At 66.2% G+C, this 20518-nt stretch carries 20 protein-coding genes and 1 tRNA gene; 7 read left to right on the forward strand and 14 right to left on the reverse strand.

Features of this window, described 5'->3' with window-relative positions; translation table 11 throughout:
* The gene (gene ssb / locus AC59GX_RS09995) at nt 1–600 is read left to right on the forward strand and encodes a single-stranded DNA-binding protein (protein ID WP_426283282.1); all 600 of its coding nucleotides are present in this window, start codon (nt 1–3) and stop codon (nt 598–600) included.
* 5 nt (nt 601–605) lie between these two features.
* Nucleotides 606–2138 (forward strand): sensor histidine kinase, encoded by a 1533-nt coding sequence (locus tag AC59GX_RS10000; RefSeq protein ID WP_426283280.1) that lies wholly within the window; start codon nt 606–608, stop codon nt 2136–2138.
* On the opposite strand, the gene AC59GX_RS10005 is transcribed toward AC59GX_RS10000, so the two are convergent.
* From AC59GX_RS10005 to metX, 4 genes are all read right to left on the reverse strand, one after another.
* A complete protein-coding gene (locus tag AC59GX_RS10005) occupies nt 2128–2511 on the reverse strand; it encodes a response regulator (RefSeq protein WP_136188802.1) in 384 nt (127 codons plus the stop codon). The two genes, AC59GX_RS10000 and AC59GX_RS10005, sit on opposite strands and share 11 nt — an antisense overlap.
* Before the next feature lie 102 nt (nt 2512–2613).
* Nucleotides 2614–3201 (reverse strand): methionine biosynthesis protein MetW, encoded by a 588-nt coding sequence (gene metW, locus AC59GX_RS10010; RefSeq protein ID WP_426283278.1) that lies wholly within the window; start codon nt 3199–3201, stop codon nt 2614–2616.
* Nucleotides 3198–3632: a GNAT family N-acetyltransferase gene (locus AC59GX_RS10015; protein ID WP_426283276.1), complete on the reverse strand. Its 435-nt coding sequence runs from the start codon at nt 3630–3632 to the stop codon at nt 3198–3200. The genes metW and AC59GX_RS10015 overlap by 4 nt, the downstream gene beginning before the upstream one ends.
* Nucleotides 3629–4780 (reverse strand): homoserine O-acetyltransferase MetX, encoded by a 1152-nt coding sequence (metX, locus tag AC59GX_RS10020; RefSeq protein WP_426283273.1) that lies wholly within the window; start codon nt 4778–4780, stop codon nt 3629–3631. Before metX ends, AC59GX_RS10015 begins: the two co-directional genes overlap by 4 nt.
* A gap of 243 nt (nt 4781–5023) precedes the next feature.
* On the opposite strand from metX, the gene hisC reads away from it, so the two are divergent.
* Together hisC and AC59GX_RS10030 are read left to right on the forward strand one after the other, a co-directional pair.
* On the forward strand, nt 5024–6133 hold the full coding sequence (hisC, locus tag AC59GX_RS10025; RefSeq protein WP_426283271.1) for a histidinol-phosphate transaminase: 1110 nt from the start codon (nt 5024–5026) through the stop codon (nt 6131–6133).
* The gene (locus AC59GX_RS10030; protein ID WP_426283269.1) at nt 6133–7041 is read left to right on the forward strand and encodes a prephenate/arogenate dehydrogenase family protein; all 909 of its coding nucleotides are present in this window, start codon (nt 6133–6135) and stop codon (nt 7039–7041) included. Before hisC ends, AC59GX_RS10030 begins: the two co-directional genes overlap by 1 nt.
* Nucleotides 7042–7161: 120 nt before the next feature.
* Here AC59GX_RS10030 and AC59GX_RS10035 read toward each other — a convergent pair whose 3' ends face one another.
* From AC59GX_RS10035 to ftsE, 4 genes are read right to left on the reverse strand one after another with little or no spacing between them, the layout of a single operon-like run.
* Nucleotides 7162–7842, reverse strand: coding sequence for a lysophospholipid acyltransferase family protein (locus tag AC59GX_RS10035; RefSeq protein WP_497301627.1), 681 nt, complete (start codon nt 7840–7842; stop codon nt 7162–7164).
* Entirely contained in the window at nt 7839–8375 is a 537-nt protein-coding gene (locus AC59GX_RS10040) for a YdcF family protein (protein WP_426283266.1), read from the reverse strand. Before AC59GX_RS10040 ends, AC59GX_RS10035 begins: the two co-directional genes overlap by 4 nt.
* Nucleotides 8372–9265, reverse strand: coding sequence for a cell division protein FtsX (locus tag AC59GX_RS10045; RefSeq protein ID WP_426283499.1), 894 nt, complete (start codon nt 9263–9265; stop codon nt 8372–8374). Before AC59GX_RS10045 ends, AC59GX_RS10040 begins: the two co-directional genes overlap by 4 nt.
* Nucleotides 9265–9981 carry a cell division ATP-binding protein FtsE gene (gene ftsE / locus AC59GX_RS10050; protein ID WP_426283497.1) on the reverse strand — a complete coding sequence of 239 codons (717 nt, stop codon included), beginning with the start codon at nt 9979–9981 and terminating at the stop codon, nt 9265–9267. The genes AC59GX_RS10045 and ftsE overlap by 1 nt, the downstream gene beginning before the upstream one ends.
* 165 nt (nt 9982–10146) lie before the next feature.
* On the opposite strand from ftsE, the gene AC59GX_RS10055 reads away from it, so the two are divergent.
* The 3 genes from AC59GX_RS10055 to AC59GX_RS10065 all read left to right on the forward strand — a co-directional run bounded on the left by AC59GX_RS10055 (nt 10147) and on the right by AC59GX_RS10065 (nt 11399).
* Nucleotides 10147–10914, forward strand: coding sequence for an MJ0042-type zinc finger domain-containing protein (locus AC59GX_RS10055; protein ID WP_426283264.1), 768 nt, complete (start codon nt 10147–10149; stop codon nt 10912–10914).
* Between the two features lie 168 nt (nt 10915–11082).
* Nucleotides 11083–11169, forward strand: a tRNA-Leu gene (locus AC59GX_RS10060).
* Nucleotides 11170–11246: 77 nt separating this feature from the next.
* Entirely contained in the window at nt 11247–11399 is a 153-nt protein-coding gene (locus AC59GX_RS10065) for a hypothetical protein (RefSeq protein ID WP_165886441.1), read from the forward strand.
* 179 nt (nt 11400–11578) lie between these two features.
* Here the strand turns inward: AC59GX_RS10065 and AC59GX_RS10070 are convergent, their stop codons facing one another.
* From AC59GX_RS10070 to AC59GX_RS10095, 6 genes are all read right to left on the reverse strand, one after another.
* Entirely contained in the window at nt 11579–11830 is a 252-nt protein-coding gene (locus AC59GX_RS10070) for a hypothetical protein (RefSeq protein ID WP_056064202.1), read from the reverse strand.
* An 18-nt stretch (nt 11831–11848) separates the two neighbouring features.
* Complete coding sequence (locus AC59GX_RS10075; protein WP_497301631.1) at nt 11849–16876, reverse strand: hypothetical protein; 5028 nt, start codon at nt 16874–16876, stop codon at nt 11849–11851.
* 70 nt (nt 16877–16946) lie between these two features.
* Nucleotides 16947–18083 carry a hypothetical protein gene (locus AC59GX_RS10080; protein ID WP_426283260.1) on the reverse strand — a complete coding sequence of 379 codons (1137 nt, stop codon included), beginning with the start codon at nt 18081–18083 and terminating at the stop codon, nt 16947–16949.
* Nucleotides 18084–18141: 58 nt separating this feature from the next.
* On the reverse strand, nt 18142–18615 hold the full coding sequence (locus AC59GX_RS10085; RefSeq protein WP_056064208.1) for a DUF11 domain-containing protein: 474 nt from the start codon (nt 18613–18615) through the stop codon (nt 18142–18144).
* Between the two features lie 11 nt (nt 18616–18626).
* Nucleotides 18627–19559: a hypothetical protein gene (locus AC59GX_RS10090; protein ID WP_426283257.1), complete on the reverse strand. Its 933-nt coding sequence runs from the start codon at nt 19557–19559 to the stop codon at nt 18627–18629.
* 392 nt (nt 19560–19951) lie between these two features.
* Complete coding sequence (locus tag AC59GX_RS10095; RefSeq protein ID WP_056488335.1) at nt 19952–20413, reverse strand: winged helix DNA-binding protein; 462 nt, start codon at nt 20411–20413, stop codon at nt 19952–19954.
* Between the last annotated feature and the right edge of the window lie 105 nt (nt 20414–20518).

Genomic DNA, 20518 nt, shown 5'->3' on the forward strand with positions numbered 1-20518 from the left:
ATGGCAGGCAGCGTCAACAAGGTCATCATCGTCGGCAATCTGGGTCGCGACCCGGAGAGCAAGGCGTTCCAGAACGGCGGCAAGGTCGTCAACCTGCGCATCGCGACATCCGAGTCCTGGAAGGACAAGATGTCGGGCGAGCGCAAGGAAAAGACCGAATGGCATTCGGTCGCGATCTTCAACGAAGGTCTCGCAAACGTCGCCGAAAAGTATCTCCGCAAGGGCTCGAAGGTCTATATCGAGGGCGCGCTCCAGACCCGGAAGTGGCAGGACGCGCAGGGCCAGGACAAATATTCGACCGAGATCGTGCTGCAGGGCTTCAATAGCGTGCTGACGATGCTCGACGGTCCGAATGGCGGCGCAGGCGGTGGTGCAGGCGGCGGCGGTGGTAGCCGCGGCGGTGGCGACGACTGGGCCGGCGGCGGTGGCGGCAACGACTTCGGCGGCGGTTCGTCGGGTGGCGGCGGTTACGGCGGCGGCGGCGGTGGTCGTGGCGGCAGCGCACCCTCGGGTGGCGGTGGCGGTGGCGGCGCACGCGGCGGCAGCTTCGGGCAGACCGGCGGCTTCTCGGACGATCTCGACGACGACGTGCCGTTCTGATTGCCGTGACGACGCTGTATTCCGTTCCCAATACCGCCACGTTCGACGAGGCCGAGCGCTCTCGCGTGATCTCGGCCTACGATGTCGCCGGCGCGCGCGCGAAAGGCCAGCTCGACGACATCGTGGCGTTCGCAGCAGAGCTCTGCGGCGCCCCGGTCGCGTTGCTGAGCCTGGTCGAGGAGGAATATCAGCGTTTCCTGGCGCGGACCGGGTTCGACCTGGAGCAGACTCCGCGAAGCATGTCGTTCTGCGCGCACGCGATGCACCATCACGAGGTGATGGAAGTGCCCGACGCGCAGGCCGATCCGCGGTTCGTCGACAACCCGCTGGTGACCGGCGAACCGTATGTGCGGTTCTACGCCGGCGCGCCGCTCGTCTCGAGCGAGGGCGTGCCGCTGGGCGCACTCTGCGTGCTTGCGAACGAGCCTCGCGAAGGCCTGACCCGGTTCCAGCGCGATGGCCTCACGCTGCTGGCCAAGGCCGCGATGGGCCGGCTCGACGACCGCCGCACTGCGCGCGAACAGGCTATGGCCGAGGCCGAGGCGCGCCGCACGCTGGAGGCGAGCGACCTCAAGTTTCGCACGCTCGCCGACACCATGCCGCAGATGGTGTGGTCGACGCTGCCCGACGGCTTCCACGATTACTTCAACGCGCGGTGGTACGAGTTTACCGGCACGCCCGTCGGGACGACCGATGGCGAAGGTTGGAACGACATGTTCCATCCTGACGACCAGGATCGCGCCTGGGCGATCTGGCGTCAGTCGCTCGACACGGGCGAGCCTTACAACATCGAATACAGGCTTCGGCATTTCGACGGCACGTACCGCTGGGTGCTCGGCCGTGCGCTACCGGTCCGTGACGAAAACGGCGCGATCACGCGCTGGTTCGGGACCTGCACCGACATCCACGAACAGAAGCTGGCCTATGAGGAGCGCGAGGTCATCAGCCAGGAGCTGAGCCACCGCATCAAGAACATCTTCGCGGTGATCGCCGGACTGATCGCGTTCTCGGCGAGGGGAAAGCCGGAGTTCGCCGGGATCGCGACCGATTTGCGCCACCGCATCAACGCGCTAGGTCGCGCGCATGATTTCGTGCGCCCGCATAGCGTTAACTCACGACCATCGATGGCGCAGAATAGCCTGCATGGCTTGCTGCATGAATTGTTCGAGCCGTATCAGCGAATCGATGGCGCCCGTGTCAGCGTCGTGGGCGACGATGTGACGATAGATGATCGTTCCGCGACTCCGCTCGCGCTGATGTTTCACGAACTTGCAACCAACGCGACAAAATACGGTGCGCTAGCGACCGAACTCGGCACGGTGCGGATCACCGTCGCGGCCAATACCGATACGGTGACATTGCACTGGCGAGAGGTGGGAGGCCCGTCCGTCACCAAGCCTACGACGCCACCGGGCTTTGGCACGCAATTGATCGAGATGAGCGCGGTGCGTCAGTTAGGCGGCAACGTGAACCGGACGTGGAACGACGACGGCCTAATTGTCGCCCTGACTATTCCGAAGACCGCATTCAGCCGCTGACGCGAATGACGTCGTCGTGCGCGCTTGTGTCGTCGTTGCACGCCAAAGCGGCAGCCGCGAGGATGGCCGAATCGCTGAACGGCTTGCGAATATACCCTAGGCATTCCGCATCGCCAATCTGGGCGGGGTTTGCAGTCACGAACACGACCTTTACGCCGTAGTCCTGCGCCATCCGCCTGGCGATCTCCGGGCCGGTCGGTCCGTCGCGGAGGTTGATGTCGACGAAAGCGAAGTTGCAACCGGGTGCCGCCGCGATCGCGCTGTCGCGGTCAGCCGCGATCCCCGCGACGCCGTAGCCGGCATCCATGAGGATTCTCTCTAGGTCGAGCGCGACGAAGATTTCGTCTTCGACAATGAGGGCGGTCTTGGTCATCGGCGAAGTAACCAGTCGACCGCCGATCGGTTCCGCCAAATCGGTGATTTAGATCAACCGCTTGTCCCGATATGGCCTGATCGTTGCCGATTCCGCAATCGATTACCGTCGCAGCAGGAATACCGCGTGCTCGGCGAACAGGTTAGCACCCCCTGCCCCGGTGCGCTTGTCGCCCGACAGGAACCAGGCGTCCTCGACGGTGATCCCGCGCGCTTTCACGAAGGCGCGGAAATCGTCGATCGTGACGTGGTGGATGTTCGGCGTGTCGTACCAGCTCTCGGGCAATTGCCGCGTCACCGGCATGCGGCCGCCCCACAATAGCGACAGCCGCACACGCCAATGCGCGAAATTGGGGAAGCTGACGAATGCGCGCCGGCCGATCCGCAGCAGGTGATCGAGCACGAGATCAGGCGCGCGTGCGGTCTGCAGCGTCTGGCTGAGGATCGCGTAATCGAAGCTCGCGTCGGGATAGCCGGCAAGGTCGATATCGGCATCGCCCTGGATCACCGACAGGCCGCGCGCGACCGCAGAGGCCACGTTGTGCGCATCGATCTCCAGCCCGCGGGCGTCGACGTCGCGGGTATCGCGCAACGCCGCCATCAGCGCGCCGTCGCCACAGCCGATGTCGAGCACACGGCTGCCCTGCGCGACGTTCTCGGCGATGACGGCGAGGTCGGTACGTAAGGTCATGATGCGGTCCGCAGTTGCTCGGCGAGGCCGGGCGCGAGGCGTTCCATGTAGCGGTCGGCGCGGACCAGCGGGTGGAAGCCGAGGTCCGCATACACGCCATGCGCGTCGGCGGTGACGAGCCCGAACCTGCGCAACCCGGCGAACGACGGATGCTCGAGGAACCAGCTCACCATCCGTCGGCCGAGCCCCTGCCCGCGCGCCGACTCCTCGACCCACACGTCGGCAAGCCACGCGAAGGTGGCGTGATCGGTGATCATCCGCGCGAAGCCGACTTGCGCATCGTCCTGATACGCACCGAGACAATGCGAGCCTGCGATCGCGCGTTCGACCAGCGTGCGCTCGATCCCCGGCGACCAATAGCTGCTCGCGAGCCATGCGTGGATGCGATCGACCTGCAACCGGCTCGCGTCGTCGGACAGGATACTCGTCATCGGCCAGCCCTCAGGAAGCCGTCGACCACCCGGTTGAGATCGGGTGCCTCCAGCAGGAACGCGTCGTGGCCATAGGGGCTCGACAGCTCGACGAAGCTGACCGGTGCGCCCGCCGCGTTCAAGGCCTGGACGATCGCACGCGATTCTGAAGTCGGATATAGCCAGTCAGTGTCGAAACTGACGAGGCAGAAGCGCGATTTAGTCGCGCGAAACGCGTTGGCAAGCAGCCCGCCATGCTCCTCGGCGAGGTCGAAATAATCCATCGCCCGCGTGATGTAGAGGTACGAGTTCGCGTCGAACCGGTCGGTGAAGGCGAGCCCCTGATGGCGCAGATAGCTCTCGACCTGGAAATCCGCGTCGAACCCGAACGACTTCGCGTCGCGCGCCTGTAGGCGGCGGCCGAACTTCTCGGTCAGCCCCGCCTCCGACAGATACGTGATGTGCGCCGCCATCCGCGCCACCGCGAGCCCGGCGGTCGGCGCCGCGTCGTCATGATACTCACCCCCGCGCCAGTTCGGATCGGCCATCACCGCCTGCCGCCCGACCTCGTGGAAAGCGATGTTCTGCGCAGTATGACGCGCCGTCGAGGCGATCACCACGCACGCCTTCACCCGGTCGGGGAAGGTCGCGGGCCAGCTAAGAGCCTGCATGCCGCCCATCGATCCACCAACCACCGCGTGGAGAACGCCGACGCCAAGATGATCGAGCAGCATCGCCTGCGCGCGCACCATGTCGCGGATCGTGATGACCGGGAACCCCATCGCCCAGGGCCGTCCAGTCGCCGGATTGATCGTCGCGGGGCCGGACGTGCCCATGCAGCTGCCGAGCACATTCGCGCAGACGACGAAGTGCCGCGCAGGGTCGATCGGCTTCCCCTCGCCCACCATCCGCGTCCACCAGCCGGGCTTGCCGGTGCGGGGGTGATTCGACGCGACGTGCTGGTCGCCGGTCAGCGCGTGGCAGATCAGGACGGCGTTCGAGGCGTCTGCGTTGAGCGTGCCGTAAGTCTCGTAGGCGATATCCACCGGGGACAGCAGCACGCCGCCATCGAGCCTGAGCGGTCCCGGCAACGTGACGCGCCGCGCAAGGCCGAAGCGCTGGTCGGTGTCGTGGCCGGTGCTGGGGTCTATGGCAGGCGGGTCGAGCATGCCGCGCGCTACCATAGGGGGACGCCGTCATGCCAGCGCCGCTTCCTCGATCCTCCCCCGCCAGGGGGAGGTGGCTGGCCCTTGCCAGACGGAGGGGGAGGACAGGAAAACCGCTGTTGCGTCACCCTCCCCCTCCGTCGCCTTCGGCGCCACCTCCCCCTGGCGGGGGAGGATCGTGAAGTCCCCCACCCACCGCGCACAAAGATTGCCACCGCGCCACCGCGCCCGCTATGTCCCGCGGCCATGACAAACATCACGCCCGCTCCTGCGCCGAAGCCCTGGATCCTGGGGATCGCGCCGTACACGCCCGGTCGCTCGACGACCGATGACGGCCGCATTGTGATCAAGCTGTCGTCGAACGAGAACCCGCTCGGCACCAGCCCCGCCGCGAAGGCCGCATTCGATGCCGCCGACCGCACGCTGGAACGCTATCCGGATGCGGGCGCGGTCGAACTGCGCGAGGCGCTGGCGGCGCATTACGACCTTGATCCGGCGCGCGTGATCTACGGCACCGGCTCCGACGAGATCCTCCATCTGGTCGCGGGCGCCTATGCGGGCCCCGGCGACGAGATCATCCACGTCCGCTACGGCTTCGCGGTGTATGAGATCGCCACGCGCCGCGTCGGCGCCGAGCCCGTCATCGTCGACGACCGCGACTATGCGACCGACGTCGACGCGATCCTCGCCGCCGTCACCGAGCGCACCCGCGTGGTGTTCGTCGCGAACCCGAACAATCCGACCGGCACGTTCACGCCGCGGGCGGAAATCGCGCGGCTGCATGCCGGGCTGCCGAAGTCGGTGCTGCTCGTGCTCGACCAGGCCTATGCCGAATATCTGTCGCCCGAGGAGGACGATGCGGGGCTCGCGCTGGCGATGACCGAGGCGAACGTGCTGGTGACGCGGACCTTCTCGAAGATTCACGGGCTGGCCGCCGAGCGGATCGGCTGGGGTTATGCCTGCGCGCCGATCATCGACGCGATGCACCGCATCCGCGCACCGTTCAACGTCACCACCGCGGGTCAGGCCGCCGCGGTCGCCGCGATCGGCGACACCGCTTTCGTCGACGCGACGCGCGCGCATAACGACACGTGGCGCGGCTGGTTCGTCGAGCAGATCGGGCAGATGGGCAACGCCGGGCTTCGCGCCGTACCGTCGAAGGCGAACTTCGTGCTCGTGCTGTTCGAGGGCAAGCTGACCGCCGATGCCGCGTATCATGGGCTGATGGACGCGGGCTACATCGTCCGCTGGCTGCCCGGCCAGGGCCTGCCCAACGCGCTGCGCATCACGATCGGCACCGAAGAGGAAACGCGCGGCGTCACCGCGGCGCTGCGCAACTTGGTCGAAGCCGCCTGATGCTGCCGTTCGCGCGCGTCACGATCATCGGGCTGGGTCTGATCGGCTCGTCGGTCGCGCGCGCGGTGCAGGCGAAGATGCCGACGGTCCGCGTCACCGGCTACGATGTCGACGCGACCGTGCGCGAAGCCGCGGACCAGCTGCAATTCTGCGACGACGTCGCGGACTCAGCCGGCGCGGCGGTGATCGACGCCGACCTCGTAATCCTGTGCGTGCCCGTCGGCATCATGGGCGAGGTCGCCGCCGAGTTCGCGGCTGAGCTTCCCGCGGATGCGATCGTCAGCGACGTCGGCAGCTGCAAGGCCGAAATCGTCCGCGCGCTCACCGAAGCACTGCCCAACGCGACTGTCATTCCCGCGCACCCGGTCGCAGGCACCGAGCGGAGCGGCCCGGAGGCGGGGTTCGCGACGCTGTTCCGCCATCGCTGGTGCATCGTTACGCCACCAGAAGGCGCTGACCCGGTCGCGGTCGAGCGCGTGTCCGAGTTCTGGCGCAGGCTGGGCGCGCAGGTCGAGACGATGGCGCCCGAGCATCACGACCGCGTCCTCGCCGTCACCAGCCATCTGCCGCATCTGATCGCCTACACGATCGTCGGCACCGCCGGTGATCTGGAGGAAGTGACCCAGTCGGAGGTCATCAAATATTCCGCCGGTGGTTTCCGCGATTTCACGCGCATCGCCGCGTCGGACCCGACCATGTGGCGCGACATCTTCCTCAACAACCGCGAGGCGGTGCTGGAGATGTTGCAGCGATTCTCGGAAGATCTGAGTCATCTCCAGCGCGCGATCCGTTGGGGTGACGGCGATGCGCTGTTCGACCTATTCACGCGGACTCGGGCGATCCGGCGGAGTATCGTCGAGCAGGGGCAGGACGACGACGTGCAGGATTTCGGGCGTACGCACGGGTAAGAGTAACCACCCCGGCGGAGGCCGGGCCCAGTTGGGTAGGCCAGAGTAACAGCTCGCAACGCACATTAGCGACATCGCCCAACTGGGCCCCGGCCTTCGCCGGGGTGGTGCCTCCCCAACCTAATCCAGCGCGTTCATCGCCGCGTGGACCCGCTGCTCCGCTTCCTCACGCGGCAAACCAGGCGGCACCACTTCGCCGAACCGGAACGTGATCACCCCCGGCAGCTTCGGCCCCTTTTTCGGCCACACCAGCCCGCTGTCGCACGCGATCGGCACCGTCGGCATTTTCAGCGCGCGATACAGCCCCGCAAACCCCGGCTTCAGCGGCGGATGCTCGCCCGGCGACACCCGCGTCCCCTCCGGAAAGATCAGGATCGAGCGGCCGGTCGCCTTCGCCGCGGTCGCTTCGCGCATCATGCTGCGCATCGCCGTCGCCGATGCTTCGCGGTCGACGACGATCGCGCCGTAGCGCCGCGCCGCCCACCCCCAAGCCGGGATATCCGCAAGTTCGCGCTTCAACACGATCGCCGGACCGTCGAGCAGCGCCTGCAACTCAAGCGTCTCGAACATCGCCTGATGCTTGCACGCGTAGAAGGCCGGCTCGGTCGGTCGCGTCCCCTCCACGCGGATATGCACACCGAGTATCCACCGCGCGCACCAGCGGTGGAAGCGCGTCCAGATCGTCGAATGCACGATCACCGCGCGCGCGCCGAACAATGCCGAGATCGGCACGGTCACCACGATCGGCACCGAGATCGTGTAGAAAACGAGCATGAACGCCCAATTACGCAGCCAAATCATCCGCCAAATCCAATCCACAACGCGATCCGGCGAAGGATCAACTTGTTATATTCGTTGACCAAAGTCCCGAGCCGCGGCGTCCCCGGCACGCCATCGCCGAGGATCGCGACATTCTTGTCGAGCGCCGCCGCCAACTCCATCCGCGCGCGCGCGACGTGCCAGTCCGACGTCACCAGCCGCACCGAGCGGTATTTGTGCACGCGTACCCACTGCGCGGTCTCCTCCGCATTGGAGCGCGTATCGACCGCGTCCGCGCCCAGATCGATGCAGCACGCGAACAACGCGGGCGACGTACGATACTCGAGCGCAAGATCGATCGGCCGCACCCCTGGCGCGACGCCGGTCACCAGCATCCGCTTCGCCTGGTTATCGCGGAGCAGCGCGATGCCGCGGTCGATCCGCCCTGCCCCACCGGTCGGCACGACGATCGCATCCGTCGTGAACCCGTCGAGCGGCTTGGGCAGCAGCAGCATGAACAGCGCGAAGCCGAACGCCCAGGCGAGCGCCATGATGCCAAACAGCCGGACGATCACAGGATATGCCTCAGCGCGCGGACGATCGTCACGCGGGCGGCGAGCGTGGCGAGGACGACGAACGCGATCGGCAGCATCGCGAGGGCGACCCAGTCGACTCCGTCCAGCGTCACCCCGCCGAGCAGTTCCGAACCCAGTCCGTGCAACCGGATCCCGACGAACGCTACCACCAGCAACGCCGCGACACCGCCGCCAAGTCCGCCGATCGTCGCGTCGAGCGCGATCCGCCGCTGGAACAGACGCGCGACCTGGAGATCGGTCGAGCCGAGCATGTGCATGACCGCGATCGTCTCGCGGTGCGTCTCCAGCCCCGCGCGCGCGGCGAGCACGACGACCGCGGCTGTCGCGCTCGCCATCAGCAGGACCAGCGCCAGTGCGAGAAACGTCAGCGAGCCCATCACGTCGTTGACCGGCGACATCCAGCTTTCGTGGCGGTCGACGCGGACGATCGGGCTCAGGCGGCGGACACTGGTCGCGACCCGCGCCGCGACCGCCTCGTCCTGATTGCCAAGGTCGACGTCGATCATCGCCGGCACCGGCAATTGCGGATCGGCGCCATCGGACCCGAGCCAGGGTTGCAGCAGTCGTGTGAGTTCGGCGCGATCGACCGGCGTTGCCGTCGCCACCGCCGGCATTCTCCGCAGCGCAGCCAGCACGCGCGCCGCGACGGCGTCACGACGGACCGGATCGCCATCGACGACCTGCACTGTCAGCCGGCCCGCCAGTTGCCGATCGAGCAAGCGCGCCGCGCCCGCCGTCGCCAACCCCAGAGCTGCGGCAAGCATCGTCAGGAACAGCATGATCGCCATCACCCACGTCATCGCGCGCAGGCCGCCCGCTTCGTCGAGCACGCGGCGCTCGACCGATGATCGCGTCTTCGACACCCTCATCATTCGGGCCGCGTCGGCGGATAACGCAGCGCCCCCGTCGGATCGAGCAACCGACCGCGATCGAGCCGCATCATCTGCGCGCCCGGAATCCGCCCAAGCAGGTGGAAGTCGTGCGTCGCGACCACGACGGTCGTCCCCAGCTTGTTGAGCGATTCGAACAGGTGGAGCAGTCGCTCGGCCATGTCGGGATCGACGTTGCCGGTCGGCTCGTCCGCGACCAGGATCTCGGGGCGCGCGATCACCGCGCGGGCGATCGCGACGCGCTGTTGCTCGCCGCCCGACAATGTTGCCGGCCGCGCATCCGCACGCTCGGTCAGCCCGACCCAGGCGAGCATTTCGCGCACCGGTTGCTCTATATCCGTCTCTGGCATGCCGGCGACGCGCAACGGCAGCGCGATATTGTCCCAGGTCGACAGATGCGGGACCAGCCGGAAATCTTGGAACACCACGCCGATCCGACGCCGAAATCCGGGCAGCCGATCGCGCGACAACACCACCGCATCCTCGCCGAACAGCCGGATCACGCCGCGTGTCGGGCGCTGTGCGAGATAGAGAAGCTTGAGCAGCGAGGTTTTCCCCGCGCCGCTCGCACCGGTCAGGAAATAGAACGCGCCGCTGCGCAGCGTGAAGCTGAGGTCCGCCAGCGTCTCCGGCCCTGCATCGGACCCCGTGCCGTAGCGAAGCCCGACATTCTCGAATTGGACGATATTCGCCATGACGTGGTTGCGCCCGCTCTCGCCCGCTTGATGTTCGTGCCAATGCCCGTATCGGCGCTTTGCCATGAAAGCGCGCGCCGCTTCAAGCTTGCCACATATGCGGGCCGCGTGCTTATTCGGCACGAGATACGGTCGCGCTCCGGCGGCCGCTGGTGAAGCGTACCCATGATCCTCCAATGTCCCGAGTGCAGCACGCGCTATCTGGTCCCCGACAGCGCGATCGGGACCGAGGGGCGCACCGTGCGCTGCGCCAATTGCAAGCATAGCTGGTTCCAGGCCGCCGCACCGGACGTCGAAGATGCACTGGAGATACCGGAGCCGACGCCGCTTGCGCCGGCACCGCCACCGCTCGCCCCTCTGGCGCGGCCGCCGATCGCGGAGCCGGCCGAACGGTTCGCACCTTTCGCTCCTGCCGCACCAATCGCGCCCGAGCCTGCGGTCGTAGCACCCACATTCGTTCCACCGGTAACACCGCAGATCGAGAACCTGCCCGTTCGCCTGCGTCGCAACACGACGCGGCGCTGGACGATCGTCGCGGTGCTTGCCGGGCTGATGATGCTGATCGCGGCGGGGGCTATCGTGTATCTCGGTGCGCCAGGCGTCGCGGCCAAGCTCGGTCTCGGGACCGGCAGCGACGAGACACCGCTGCGGTTGCGCGACAATCCGATCGAGCGCCGCGAACTCGACAACGGCTCCGAACTGTTCGCAGTCAGCGGCCAGGTCACCAACCCGTCGAACCAACGCCAGCGCGTGCCCGACATCCGCGCCGAACTTCGCGATGCGCAGGGACGGCTGGTGTATAGCTGGACGATCACCCCGCAGCAGAGGACGCTGGCGCCTGGTGGCGCGATCGACTTCAACTCCGCGACGCTGAACGTGCCGGCGAACTCGAAGCGGTTGGAGCTGAGCTTTGCCGGCGAGGCGACCCGCTAAGTCTACGATCGCCTCACGCCAGCGGAAAAGCATCGTGTTGGCGCTGGAAAAAACGTGACGATCGGATTTGGCTAGCGGCTTTTTCGCAAAGGGCGTTGCACGATGCAGAAACCCTTGCTAGTGGCGCTCGCCTACCAGATGCCGGGTCCGCCCGGTGATGTTTCATGGGCGGCCATGGCGGAACTGGTAGACGCGCAACGTTGAGGTCGTTGTGGGCGAAAGCCCGTGGAAGTTCGAGTCTTCTTGGCCGCACCATTTTTCAGATTAGAGTAAACACCCCCTTCGAGGGTCCCCCTTTCGCTGCCGTGCGTTGGGCTTGGCGGAGGCATTGCATGAGTTCGATCGACGACACGATCATTGACACGCCCGAGGGCCCGATGACGTTTGCGCAGTGGAAGAAGAAGAACCCGGTCCAGCTGCCCTCGCGCCGGACCAAGGGGAAGAAGCTGCCCAACAAGGTGAAGCTGACCACCGACGAGAAATAGCGGTGGCTGGGGCTGGAGTGCCCGACCGATAAGCCGACATGCTCCCCTCCCTGGAAGGGAGGGGTTGGGGGTGGGTTGGCTAGCTTGTGTTACGACGGTTCGGATTTTGCGGAGGCCGACCCACCCCCGGCCCCTCCCTTCCAGGGAGGGGGGGAAGATAGCGGAAGCGGTTTTGCCGCTCAGTGCTTCCCCGAACTCCCTGACCCCTGCCGCGCCCGGATCATCCGCGCCTGGAACTTCACGCGTTGCCAGAACGTCGCGTCGTCGAGCCGCCATTGGCGGATCGCCTGCGTCGCCAGCGTCTCGATCAGCGCCTCGCTGGTCGCCGCATCCTGCGCCGCAAACGCCCGTGCGAGGTCCTCGACGCACGGACCGTGGTCGGTGAAGTCGCGCGGCAGCGGCATGGGTGTGGGCTGGCTCGGCATCGGCATATATCTCTCTCCCTGTAATTAACGTCGACCACCGAACAGGGCGCGCGTGGCGCCACCCAGCGTTGTCTGGTCGAACTTCAGCCGCATCGTGAGGTACGGCCCCTGCCGCGTGTAGCGGTCGTCCTCGAAATCGCGGTCGCGGTAGCCGGACAAATTGTAGCCGGCGCTGATCCACATGTTCTGCGCGGGCGACACGCCGACCGACGGTCCACCGCTCCACGACCAGGCGCCGCGCGACCACGCATGCTGGACCGAACCGCTGACGCCGATGTCGAACCGCGTGCCGACATCCTGGCGCAACTCGAACCCGGTCACGTCGATATACCCGTCATAGGTATCGTCGGCGAAGCGCCCGGCGACGTATTTCGCACCGTAATACAGAGTCGCCTCGGTGCCGTGGCCAAGCCCTTCGGGGCCGGTGCGATAGTTGACCGCCAGATTGTTGATGATCCGCGACGTCACCTGATCGCCGCCACCGTACGCCGGCACGCCGAGCGAATTGGTGTCGGTGAACCCGGCATCCGCGCTCTCGTGCCGCAGTTCGAGCCGTTCGAGCACCGACCAGCGGCTGTCGAGCGGACGCAGCGCGAGCGCGACGTCGGCGGTGGCATAGGTCGCGACCGCACCGGTCTTGTCCTTGATCGTGTACGCCTTGATGCTCGACGCGAGCGTCTTGCCCTGCCCCAGCGTGCGCAGGAAGTTGGTGGTGATCCCCCAGCGATCGCCGCTGTCGGCGTTGCGGTATTCGAGGCGGCCGTTCACCGACCAGCGGGCCTGGCGGTAGGTCGCGCCGAGCGTCACCGCGGCATAATCGCCATTGGTCTGGTCCTGCCCGACATAGCCACCCGAGGTGACCGGCTGGAACGCGTTGACGACCGCGCCGTCCGGAATTTGCCCCTTCAGCGTGTTGCTCGCGTCGAGCGTGCCGTCGACGGTCCAGTTCTTACCAACCGGCACCGACTGGCTGAGCCCGTATTGCGCATAGGTGCGCGCGCCGTTCTCGCCGATCGCCTGCTGGTTGAGCGTGCTCATCAGCTTGGCGCCGGTCCAGGGGGCGACGTCGACGCCGAACTGCTTGGTATGCGCGACATAGCCGTCGCCGTTCGCAATCTCGTACCCGCCGATCAGGCGGATGCCGGGCTTGATCCGGTAGGCGAGCTGGATCTGGTGGCGGATCGGGAAGTCGACGCTGTTGCTGTCGCCACCGGGCGCAAACTGCGTCTGCCCGGTGAGCGTCACCGCATTGCCGAACAGCGCTTGCGTGCCGCCAACCGTCAGCAGACGACTGTCGCGGTTCTTGCCGTCCATGCCGCGGTCCGACGCGAACTGTCCGCCGACGAAGATCGTGCCGGTGTCGCGGCGATATTCGAGGCGGGCCTCGCCGGCGGCGCGCGTGCCCGGGTTGGTCAACTGCTGCTGGTACCAGGCAACCCCGGTCACGCTCAGCCGATCGGTCAACCGCAGCCGGCCGTCGAGCCCGAACTTGCGCGTCCCCGCCTCGACCAGGTTCTGCTGGCCGACGCCGAACGCAGTATCTTGCTGGCGGGCATAGGCGAGCAGATCGAGCTTGGTGCCGTGGTGATCGACCTCCGCCAGATAGGCGAGGCCACGCCCCAGCCCACCGCGACCGCCCTTGGCGATCTCGCCGCGCAGTTCGGTATTAGCGGTGACGTGCGCCTTGATATCGGCGCCGAGCACGGTGGCCTTGCCTACGGTCTCGTCGCGGATGACCGCGGCGCCGACTTCGACGCGGCCGTTCGCGAGCTTGGTCGCGACGCGCGCGGCGGCTGCGAGCTTCGCCGACCTGCCGCCCTCGACCTCATAGTCGGCGACGATGAAGATCGGATTCAGGTTGCCGTCGCGGCTCAGGATCGGTTGGCGGAAGCGGACCGTGCCCATCGAGGTGTCGATGTCGTAGTCGATGTGCCGCGTGAGTTCGGTGCTGGCGACGATCAGTTCGGAGCGGAAGCGATCGCGGGTTTCGAGTCGTAATTTATCGCTGTTCGGCACGATGTTACGTCCCGACAGGCGGTAGGGACCGGACAGCCCGTTGCCCTGGATTTCGTCGCGCGAATAGAGCGTGTCGGTATGCGCGGCGAATCCGGTCGCACGCACTCGCTTGCCCTCGTACGCGGTCTTGATGCCGTTGAGCGTGCGGTTGTAGCGCGTCAGCTGCGTATCAGTGAAGCCGGTCTCGAAATCACCGAACAGCGCGTAGAACTCACGACGCTCGAGCCGCAGGTACAGCTTGCGACGCGTGGCCGCGTCATAGCCCTGGCGCGAGCCGTCGCCGTAGACGGTGTAGTAGCGGTCAGGGTCGATCGTACCGAGCAGACCGCGATCGGGATCGTATTTGCGGTCGCTGTCATAGGCGATCGTCGCCAGCCACGAGCCCTTGACGCGACCCTTGGCATAGAAAGCAAGCTGGCCATCGGTGACGACGCTGTTGCGCTGCGATTTGGGCAGGCCCGACTGGCGCTTGCTGAGCATGTCGTAGCCGAGCGAGCCTGCGCCGAACCCGACGACGACCCAATCCTTTTGCGATGCGGCCAGCCAGGCGCGGACTTCGCTGCTGTGGACGATCTTGTCCTCGGTCAGCGAGACGATCGCGTGGACGGCGCCTGCCTGCGTGGTCGGCTGGAGCGCGATGAAGGCCAGACCGTCGTCGCCGACCACCTGTGCGGTGGTGGACGATCGCTCACGACCGGCAAGCTGGCGGCCCTGTTCGAGTTCGGCCTCGACCGCCGCGGTATAGGGCGGGTCGACGGTGAAGGGGATCAGCGTGCCTGCGCGCACCGGACGACCGGTCTTGTCGGTCACGCGCACCGCGATCAGCGGGCGCGTCAGGCCGTCGGCGACGAGGCGGCTGCTGGCGGCGTCGAACACCGCGCGGACGCCGGGCCCGGAGTAATGCACCATGCGGTCGAGCGTCTTCACGACGCTGCCGTCGGCGGCGAGCACGCGTGCCTGAAGGCGATTGTCGCCGTCGATCAACGGGATACCCGTCCAGCGCGAAATTGCGATGTCGGTGCCGTCGCGCTGATCGGTGCCGTCGAACGCGAGCGGCTCGACCTGCTTGCCGTTGATCGTCAGCGCGACCCGCTGGCCGGGCGCGTGCTTGACGACCGCGCGGACGATCGGTGCGCGCGGGTTATGGTCGGCCTGTGGGAACAGCCAGTCGATGCCGGCCGTCTGATCGCCCGCCAGCCAATCGCGGCTGCCCGCGGCGACGGCGGCATCGGCGACCGTGACGGGGAGGCCCGCGTCCGTCGACGCAGCCTTGCCGGTCGGCTTCAGCTGGAAGTCGACGCGCTTGAGCAGGCCGCCGTCGCCCTCGACGAAGCGCGAGATCGAGCTGTTCGCCTGGCGCGTGTCGATGTCGCAGGCGACCGGCGCGTGCGTCGCGGGGATGCTTGACGTGTCGATCTGGACGACGTGGCGCCCGGCGCGGACGCCCTCGAAATGGTACAGCCCGTCGCGATCGGTGGAGACGAACGTGCCGTCCTCCATCAGGAGGCGGATTCCGGGCACGCCCTTGCGCTTGTCGACCGGATCGCCGCAATTTCCCTCGGTCACGCGGCCAATGATGGTCATCGCATCGGTGAACAGCAGCGGACGCAGGCGGACCGATGCCGCGGCCTCGTTGCTGGTGACGGTGCCCTGTCCGACGACGCGCGCGCGGTTGAGCGCTTCGCCGGTGGGTGCGCCGGGGGCGATGCTGACGACGTATTTGAGCTCGGTAGACGCACCGGCGGCGAGCACGGGTATGATGAAATCGAGGCTGCGGCCGTCGGTCGACACGGTCGGCTCGTCGCCGCCGCGCGCGGAATTGCGTTCGTAGCGCAGTCCCTTGGGCAACGTGTCGGCGACGTGGAGCCCGCGCGCGGGGACCGAATCGCGGTTCGTGATGCGCAACAGATACTGGACGAAATCGCCGGGCGCCGCTTCACGCACGGAAGCGACCTTAGTCAGCAGCAACGTACCGGCGCCGGGTGCGTCAAGTGGGATGTCCGCCGAAAATGGCTCCGGCGTCGATAGCGTGAACGTATCGCCGAAGCTGGCGTCCTTGAGGATGAACGGCGCGCCCTTAGGGTCCTTCAGCCCCGCCAGCGTTGCGCGATCGACGGTCGACGGCGCGACATAGGTGCCCGGCGGCGTGACCTTCAGCGCATAGCGTCCGGGTGCCGTCAGCGGAAAGCGATAGCGGCCGGTCTCGCCGGGATACACACGCCCGCTGCCATCGGTGACGCTCTCGCCCGTCACCATCGTAGAGGGGTAGCTGCTGACGCCGTCGTCGCCGAACACCGTCGCTGGCTGGCCTGCCTCGTCGACCAGCGACACGGTGGCGCCGTCGACCAGCGCACCAGTCCGCGAGTCGAACGTATAGCCGGCCGGATCGATCAGGATCGACGCGGTCGACGCGAAACTGAAATCGTCCTCGGCGAAGCTGAGTGTAATCTTCGCGCCGCGCGTACGCACTTCGCAGGGTTCGAGATCGGCGTATCTGCCGGTTTCGGTCGACGGAACGCCGCCGGCGAAGATGCCGCTGTCGGGCGTGGTTTCGGTCAGCGTCAGCGTAACGTTGCTCTCGCCGATATTAGCGGTGATGATCGACGTTTCGCGGACGGCGGGGTCATGATTGCCGGCCTGGTTGTCGAGCACCAGGATCATGTCCTCCTTGACGTCAAGCGCGGCGACCTTGGGCGCCGCCGCGAAGGTGGCTCCATCGATTGGCGCCGGGGTGAAGAGATACGTGGGGGCGGTCTGACATTTCGCGCCAGTGAAAGCGTAGTTCGCGGGCGCCAGCCGGAACGAGAGCGTCGTCGGACGCTTGCCACGGTTTACGTCGAGCGAGACCGTGTTGGACGGAACGGTGCGTAAGCCGGAATCGCTGCCCGCGTCGTCGAACGACAGCGTCGCGGTATTCTGGATACGGCCGGTTTGAGCACCCGCTTGCGCAACCGCCGGCGAGGTGCCGACGATCAGCCCGAGCAGGAGCATCTGGAGCAGCGCGCAAAGGCGCGAAAGGCGAAGGAAGCTGGACATGAAGGGTCCTCTCCCGACGCGCGTCTCCACGCGCCGGGATCGGTCGTTCCTTTGTGCGAGGGCGTGGAGCTTAGTTGATCGTCACGCGGAAGAGTGCCGCGACCGATGTCCCGCCGAGCAATGTCGGAATCGTCGCACTCACCGTCTTTGTGCTCGTGTTGTACGAACCGGTGTAGTTCAGCAGCGGTACGGTGACCGAACCATTGTCCGCCAGCGGAACGCCGCCGACGATACCCGTCAACAAGCAGGTGTTACCCAGCGCGATCGCGCCGATCGAAATCGAGTTGGCGACATAGGTCGTGTTGGGCGGGATTATGTCGGTCAGCGTGACATTGGACGCCGGCGTTCCCGTAGTGGCGTTGTTGACGACCAGGCAATATTGCACGACCGCACCTGGGATCGCCTTCGGCGCGACGAGCTGATTGATCGGATCGGACAGTACCAGCTGCGACTTCGCCACACTCAGGGAGACATTGCGCGTGGTGATCTCATAGCCGAGCGATGCGCGGCCCTGACCATTCAGTGCCGTATCGAGGCCCAGACCATCCGAGTCGTTATCGGCAAAGACCACGTCTACGACATTATCGTCGTTGAGCGCGACGCTGGCTGCCAGCGGCACACCCTGCGCGGCGATGTCGCCACCCGCAGCCACCTGGGCGATCAGCGTGATACCCGCGAGTGCGGCACTCTGCTGATTGGGGACGTCCGCGACGATGAACACGACCGCCGACGCATCGGCAGCGAGTTCGTTGATGTAGGTCGCGGTATCAGTGCCGACCTCATACGTGCCGTTGTTGTTCGCATCGACGAAGATCTTGATATTGCTGACGTCGAAATTGTCGCCCGTGAACAATCCCTGGATCGGCGTCTGGCTGGTCGACAACAGGAAATCCTGCGTGCCGTTGGTATTGTTGGTCACCTTGAACGTCGTCACCGCGCCGGCTTGGCCGATCGCGACCTGCGTGTTGGCGGGCTGGTTGGTGGTGACTGTGAGGTTGACCTTGCGATCGACCACGAAGCTGACCGGGTTCGACGCCGCCGTTTGCTGGACGCCGTTGACCGAATAGCTCGCCTGCGCGGTGTTGGTGACCGTCGTGCCGGCGTTGGTGCCGGCCGGTCCCGGTGCGGTCTGCGCCATTGCAGTCCCTGCGGACACGATGGCGGCCGTACCGGCCAGCAGCGTGCGTATTACCCCTTTTGCGTGCATCGTTAGGTCTTCCTTCTGTGATGGTTTTGGTCGGGTGTGGAGAGAGAGATCGGCCGGATCATTTGAGGACGGCCTGGAACGCGAACTGGCCCTGCGAACCCGCCGCTAACGGACTTGCGAGGCGCCACCGGACGCTGGTGACATCGTTGGGGCTCGCCGCGCGCGTGCTGCCGTCGGGGCTGCGGACGCGGAGGGTGGCGAGCGAACCGTAAGTTTTGCCGTCGACCGAGACGTCGGGCGCGGGCGAACCGGGATTGGCCGATCGGTAGGCGATCTGGCGCGGCAACGGGTTGTCGAGCACCACGTTGGCCAGCGGCTGCGCGCCGCTGTTGCGATAGGCGAGGACGAAGATCACCTTGTCGCCCGGCGTCACCTTGGTCGGCTTCACCAGCGTAACCCGGGTGGTGCCGTCGGCCGCGGCGCTGCGGGCCTCGACTAGGATGCTGCTGCTGACCTGCAACGGACCGGCAGCCGCGGAGGCTGCGGCGGCCGTGGCGACCAGAACGGCGGCAGTCATTGGACGCGTAATCATGGCTTTGCTCCTCATTGAATCTTGGCTTTGAACTGGACGGTATGGCTGGACCCGGCGGCGACCCGGCCGAGCGCGACGGTGACGCCGGCACCCTGCGCGGCGCTCGGGTCGAAGCGCCCGGCATCGTCGTCGACGCTATCGCTAAGCGGCGCACCGTCGAGCGTCAGGCTGCCGGGGACGAAGACGGTGCCGACAGGGATCGGGTCGGCGATCCGCGCGCCGGTGACGGCATCGGTGAAGCGCGCCTCCAGCGTGTAGGTGATGACCGCGTCGCGCACCGCGGTCTGCGATCCGTCGGCGGCACGCACCGACTGGCTCTTGAGCAGCACCGGGCCCGCGAGCGCGGTGCCGAGCGGGACCGAGACGGTAGCGAGGGCGCCGGTCGGCCCCACCACCGCATCGCCACCGCCATCACCCGCGCTCGGATAGACGTTGCCCGTCGCGCCGGATCCCGTCGTCGAGCGCGCGGTGACGGTCAGCACGGCGTTCGTGGCGCCACCGTCCGGCGTCGCGACCAGGATCGCTAGCAGCTTGAGCGACTGGCCGGGCGACAAGAGCGGCGTCTTGCCATCGACCGGCGCGACGTCCTTGGCAGGATCGTAGAGGCCATCGCCGTCGGTATCGATCACCAGCGCGCGCAACGTCGCCATGCCGGGCGACACGGATGCGGCCAGCACAAACGATTCGGCGCCATTGTCGAGATTGGTTAGCGTGAGGGGAATGGCGACCGGCTGCGCAGACACAACGATCGCGCCCTGCCCGTCGCGGACCAGCGCCACGTCGAGTCGCTCGGCGACAATGATCGTGACGGTGTTCGAGCTTGTCGACTGCGCCGTACCATCGACATCGTATCGCAGGCCGGCGGTATTGACGATCGGCGTACCCGCTGGCGTGCCGATCGGCGTAGCTATCGTTGGCGTCTGGGCAAGCAACGGCTGCGGCAATCCCGCGCTCAGTATGCAGGACAGCAGGCAAGGTGCCGCAGCGCGTCGAAACCGCCCGCTCTTTCCTCCATGCTGTGACATTAGACGAATCAATTTTGTTCCCTTCGATCGGGAACAAATTGTCCGAAGCCACTTAATCAAATACTACGAAATCATAATGGGATCATAAAGCCAAACTATGATAGTTAATGTGACAACATCCGTTTTCAGATGAACGTTCGTTACATCACATAGCAAAACGGTATCTTTCGTCATTGCCGTTCTATTGTTGAGCAATCCAGAACCGTAGTGGCTTTATTTACGCAGATACTGTCAAGGCGCAAAAAGGCCGGCCAGACGACGTCCCTGGAGAAGACGCGTCATGGCCGGCCGTGACAGGCGTAGTGATCGAGCTAGTCGCGAAGAAGCGCGCGCAGATAAGCCTTCATCTGCTGATCTCCGGTATAGCTCAGCGATATCTCGACGCGGCGCCGATCGGTCGGGTCGGTGACGCGGTCGATCAGTTTCAGTTTGTGCAGATGTTCGATCCAGCGCTGCGATGTGGTGACGGGTGCGTCGGACATGCTGACCAGCGCCTTGATGTTCATGGGCATACGATCGTCGCGCGACGCGAACAGCGCGAGGAGCATGTCCCAGGCCGGTTCATGGAACAGTTCGCCGGGCAGGAACTGCCGCCGCAATCGCCGTTGTTCGAGCACCGCATTCGCATGCTCGACGAGCGCGGCATCATTCGGTTCGTTCCCAGCCGGCACCGGTTCCGCGGCCTTGGCGACCCGTCCGTTGAATTCTTCGGCGACGGCCGACAATTTTGCAGTCAGATCCTTGATCAATTCCACGACGGTTTCGTTTTTCACCAAAGGCTCCCCATTGCCATCGACCCGTTACCATCGACCCCCGACCGGAACCGCCATGCCCGCAGCCTGTCGCTGCTATCGCACGTCAATCCTCGACCACCCCAG

It is taken from the genome of Sphingomonas sp. 320_CC (assembly GCF_059691795.1).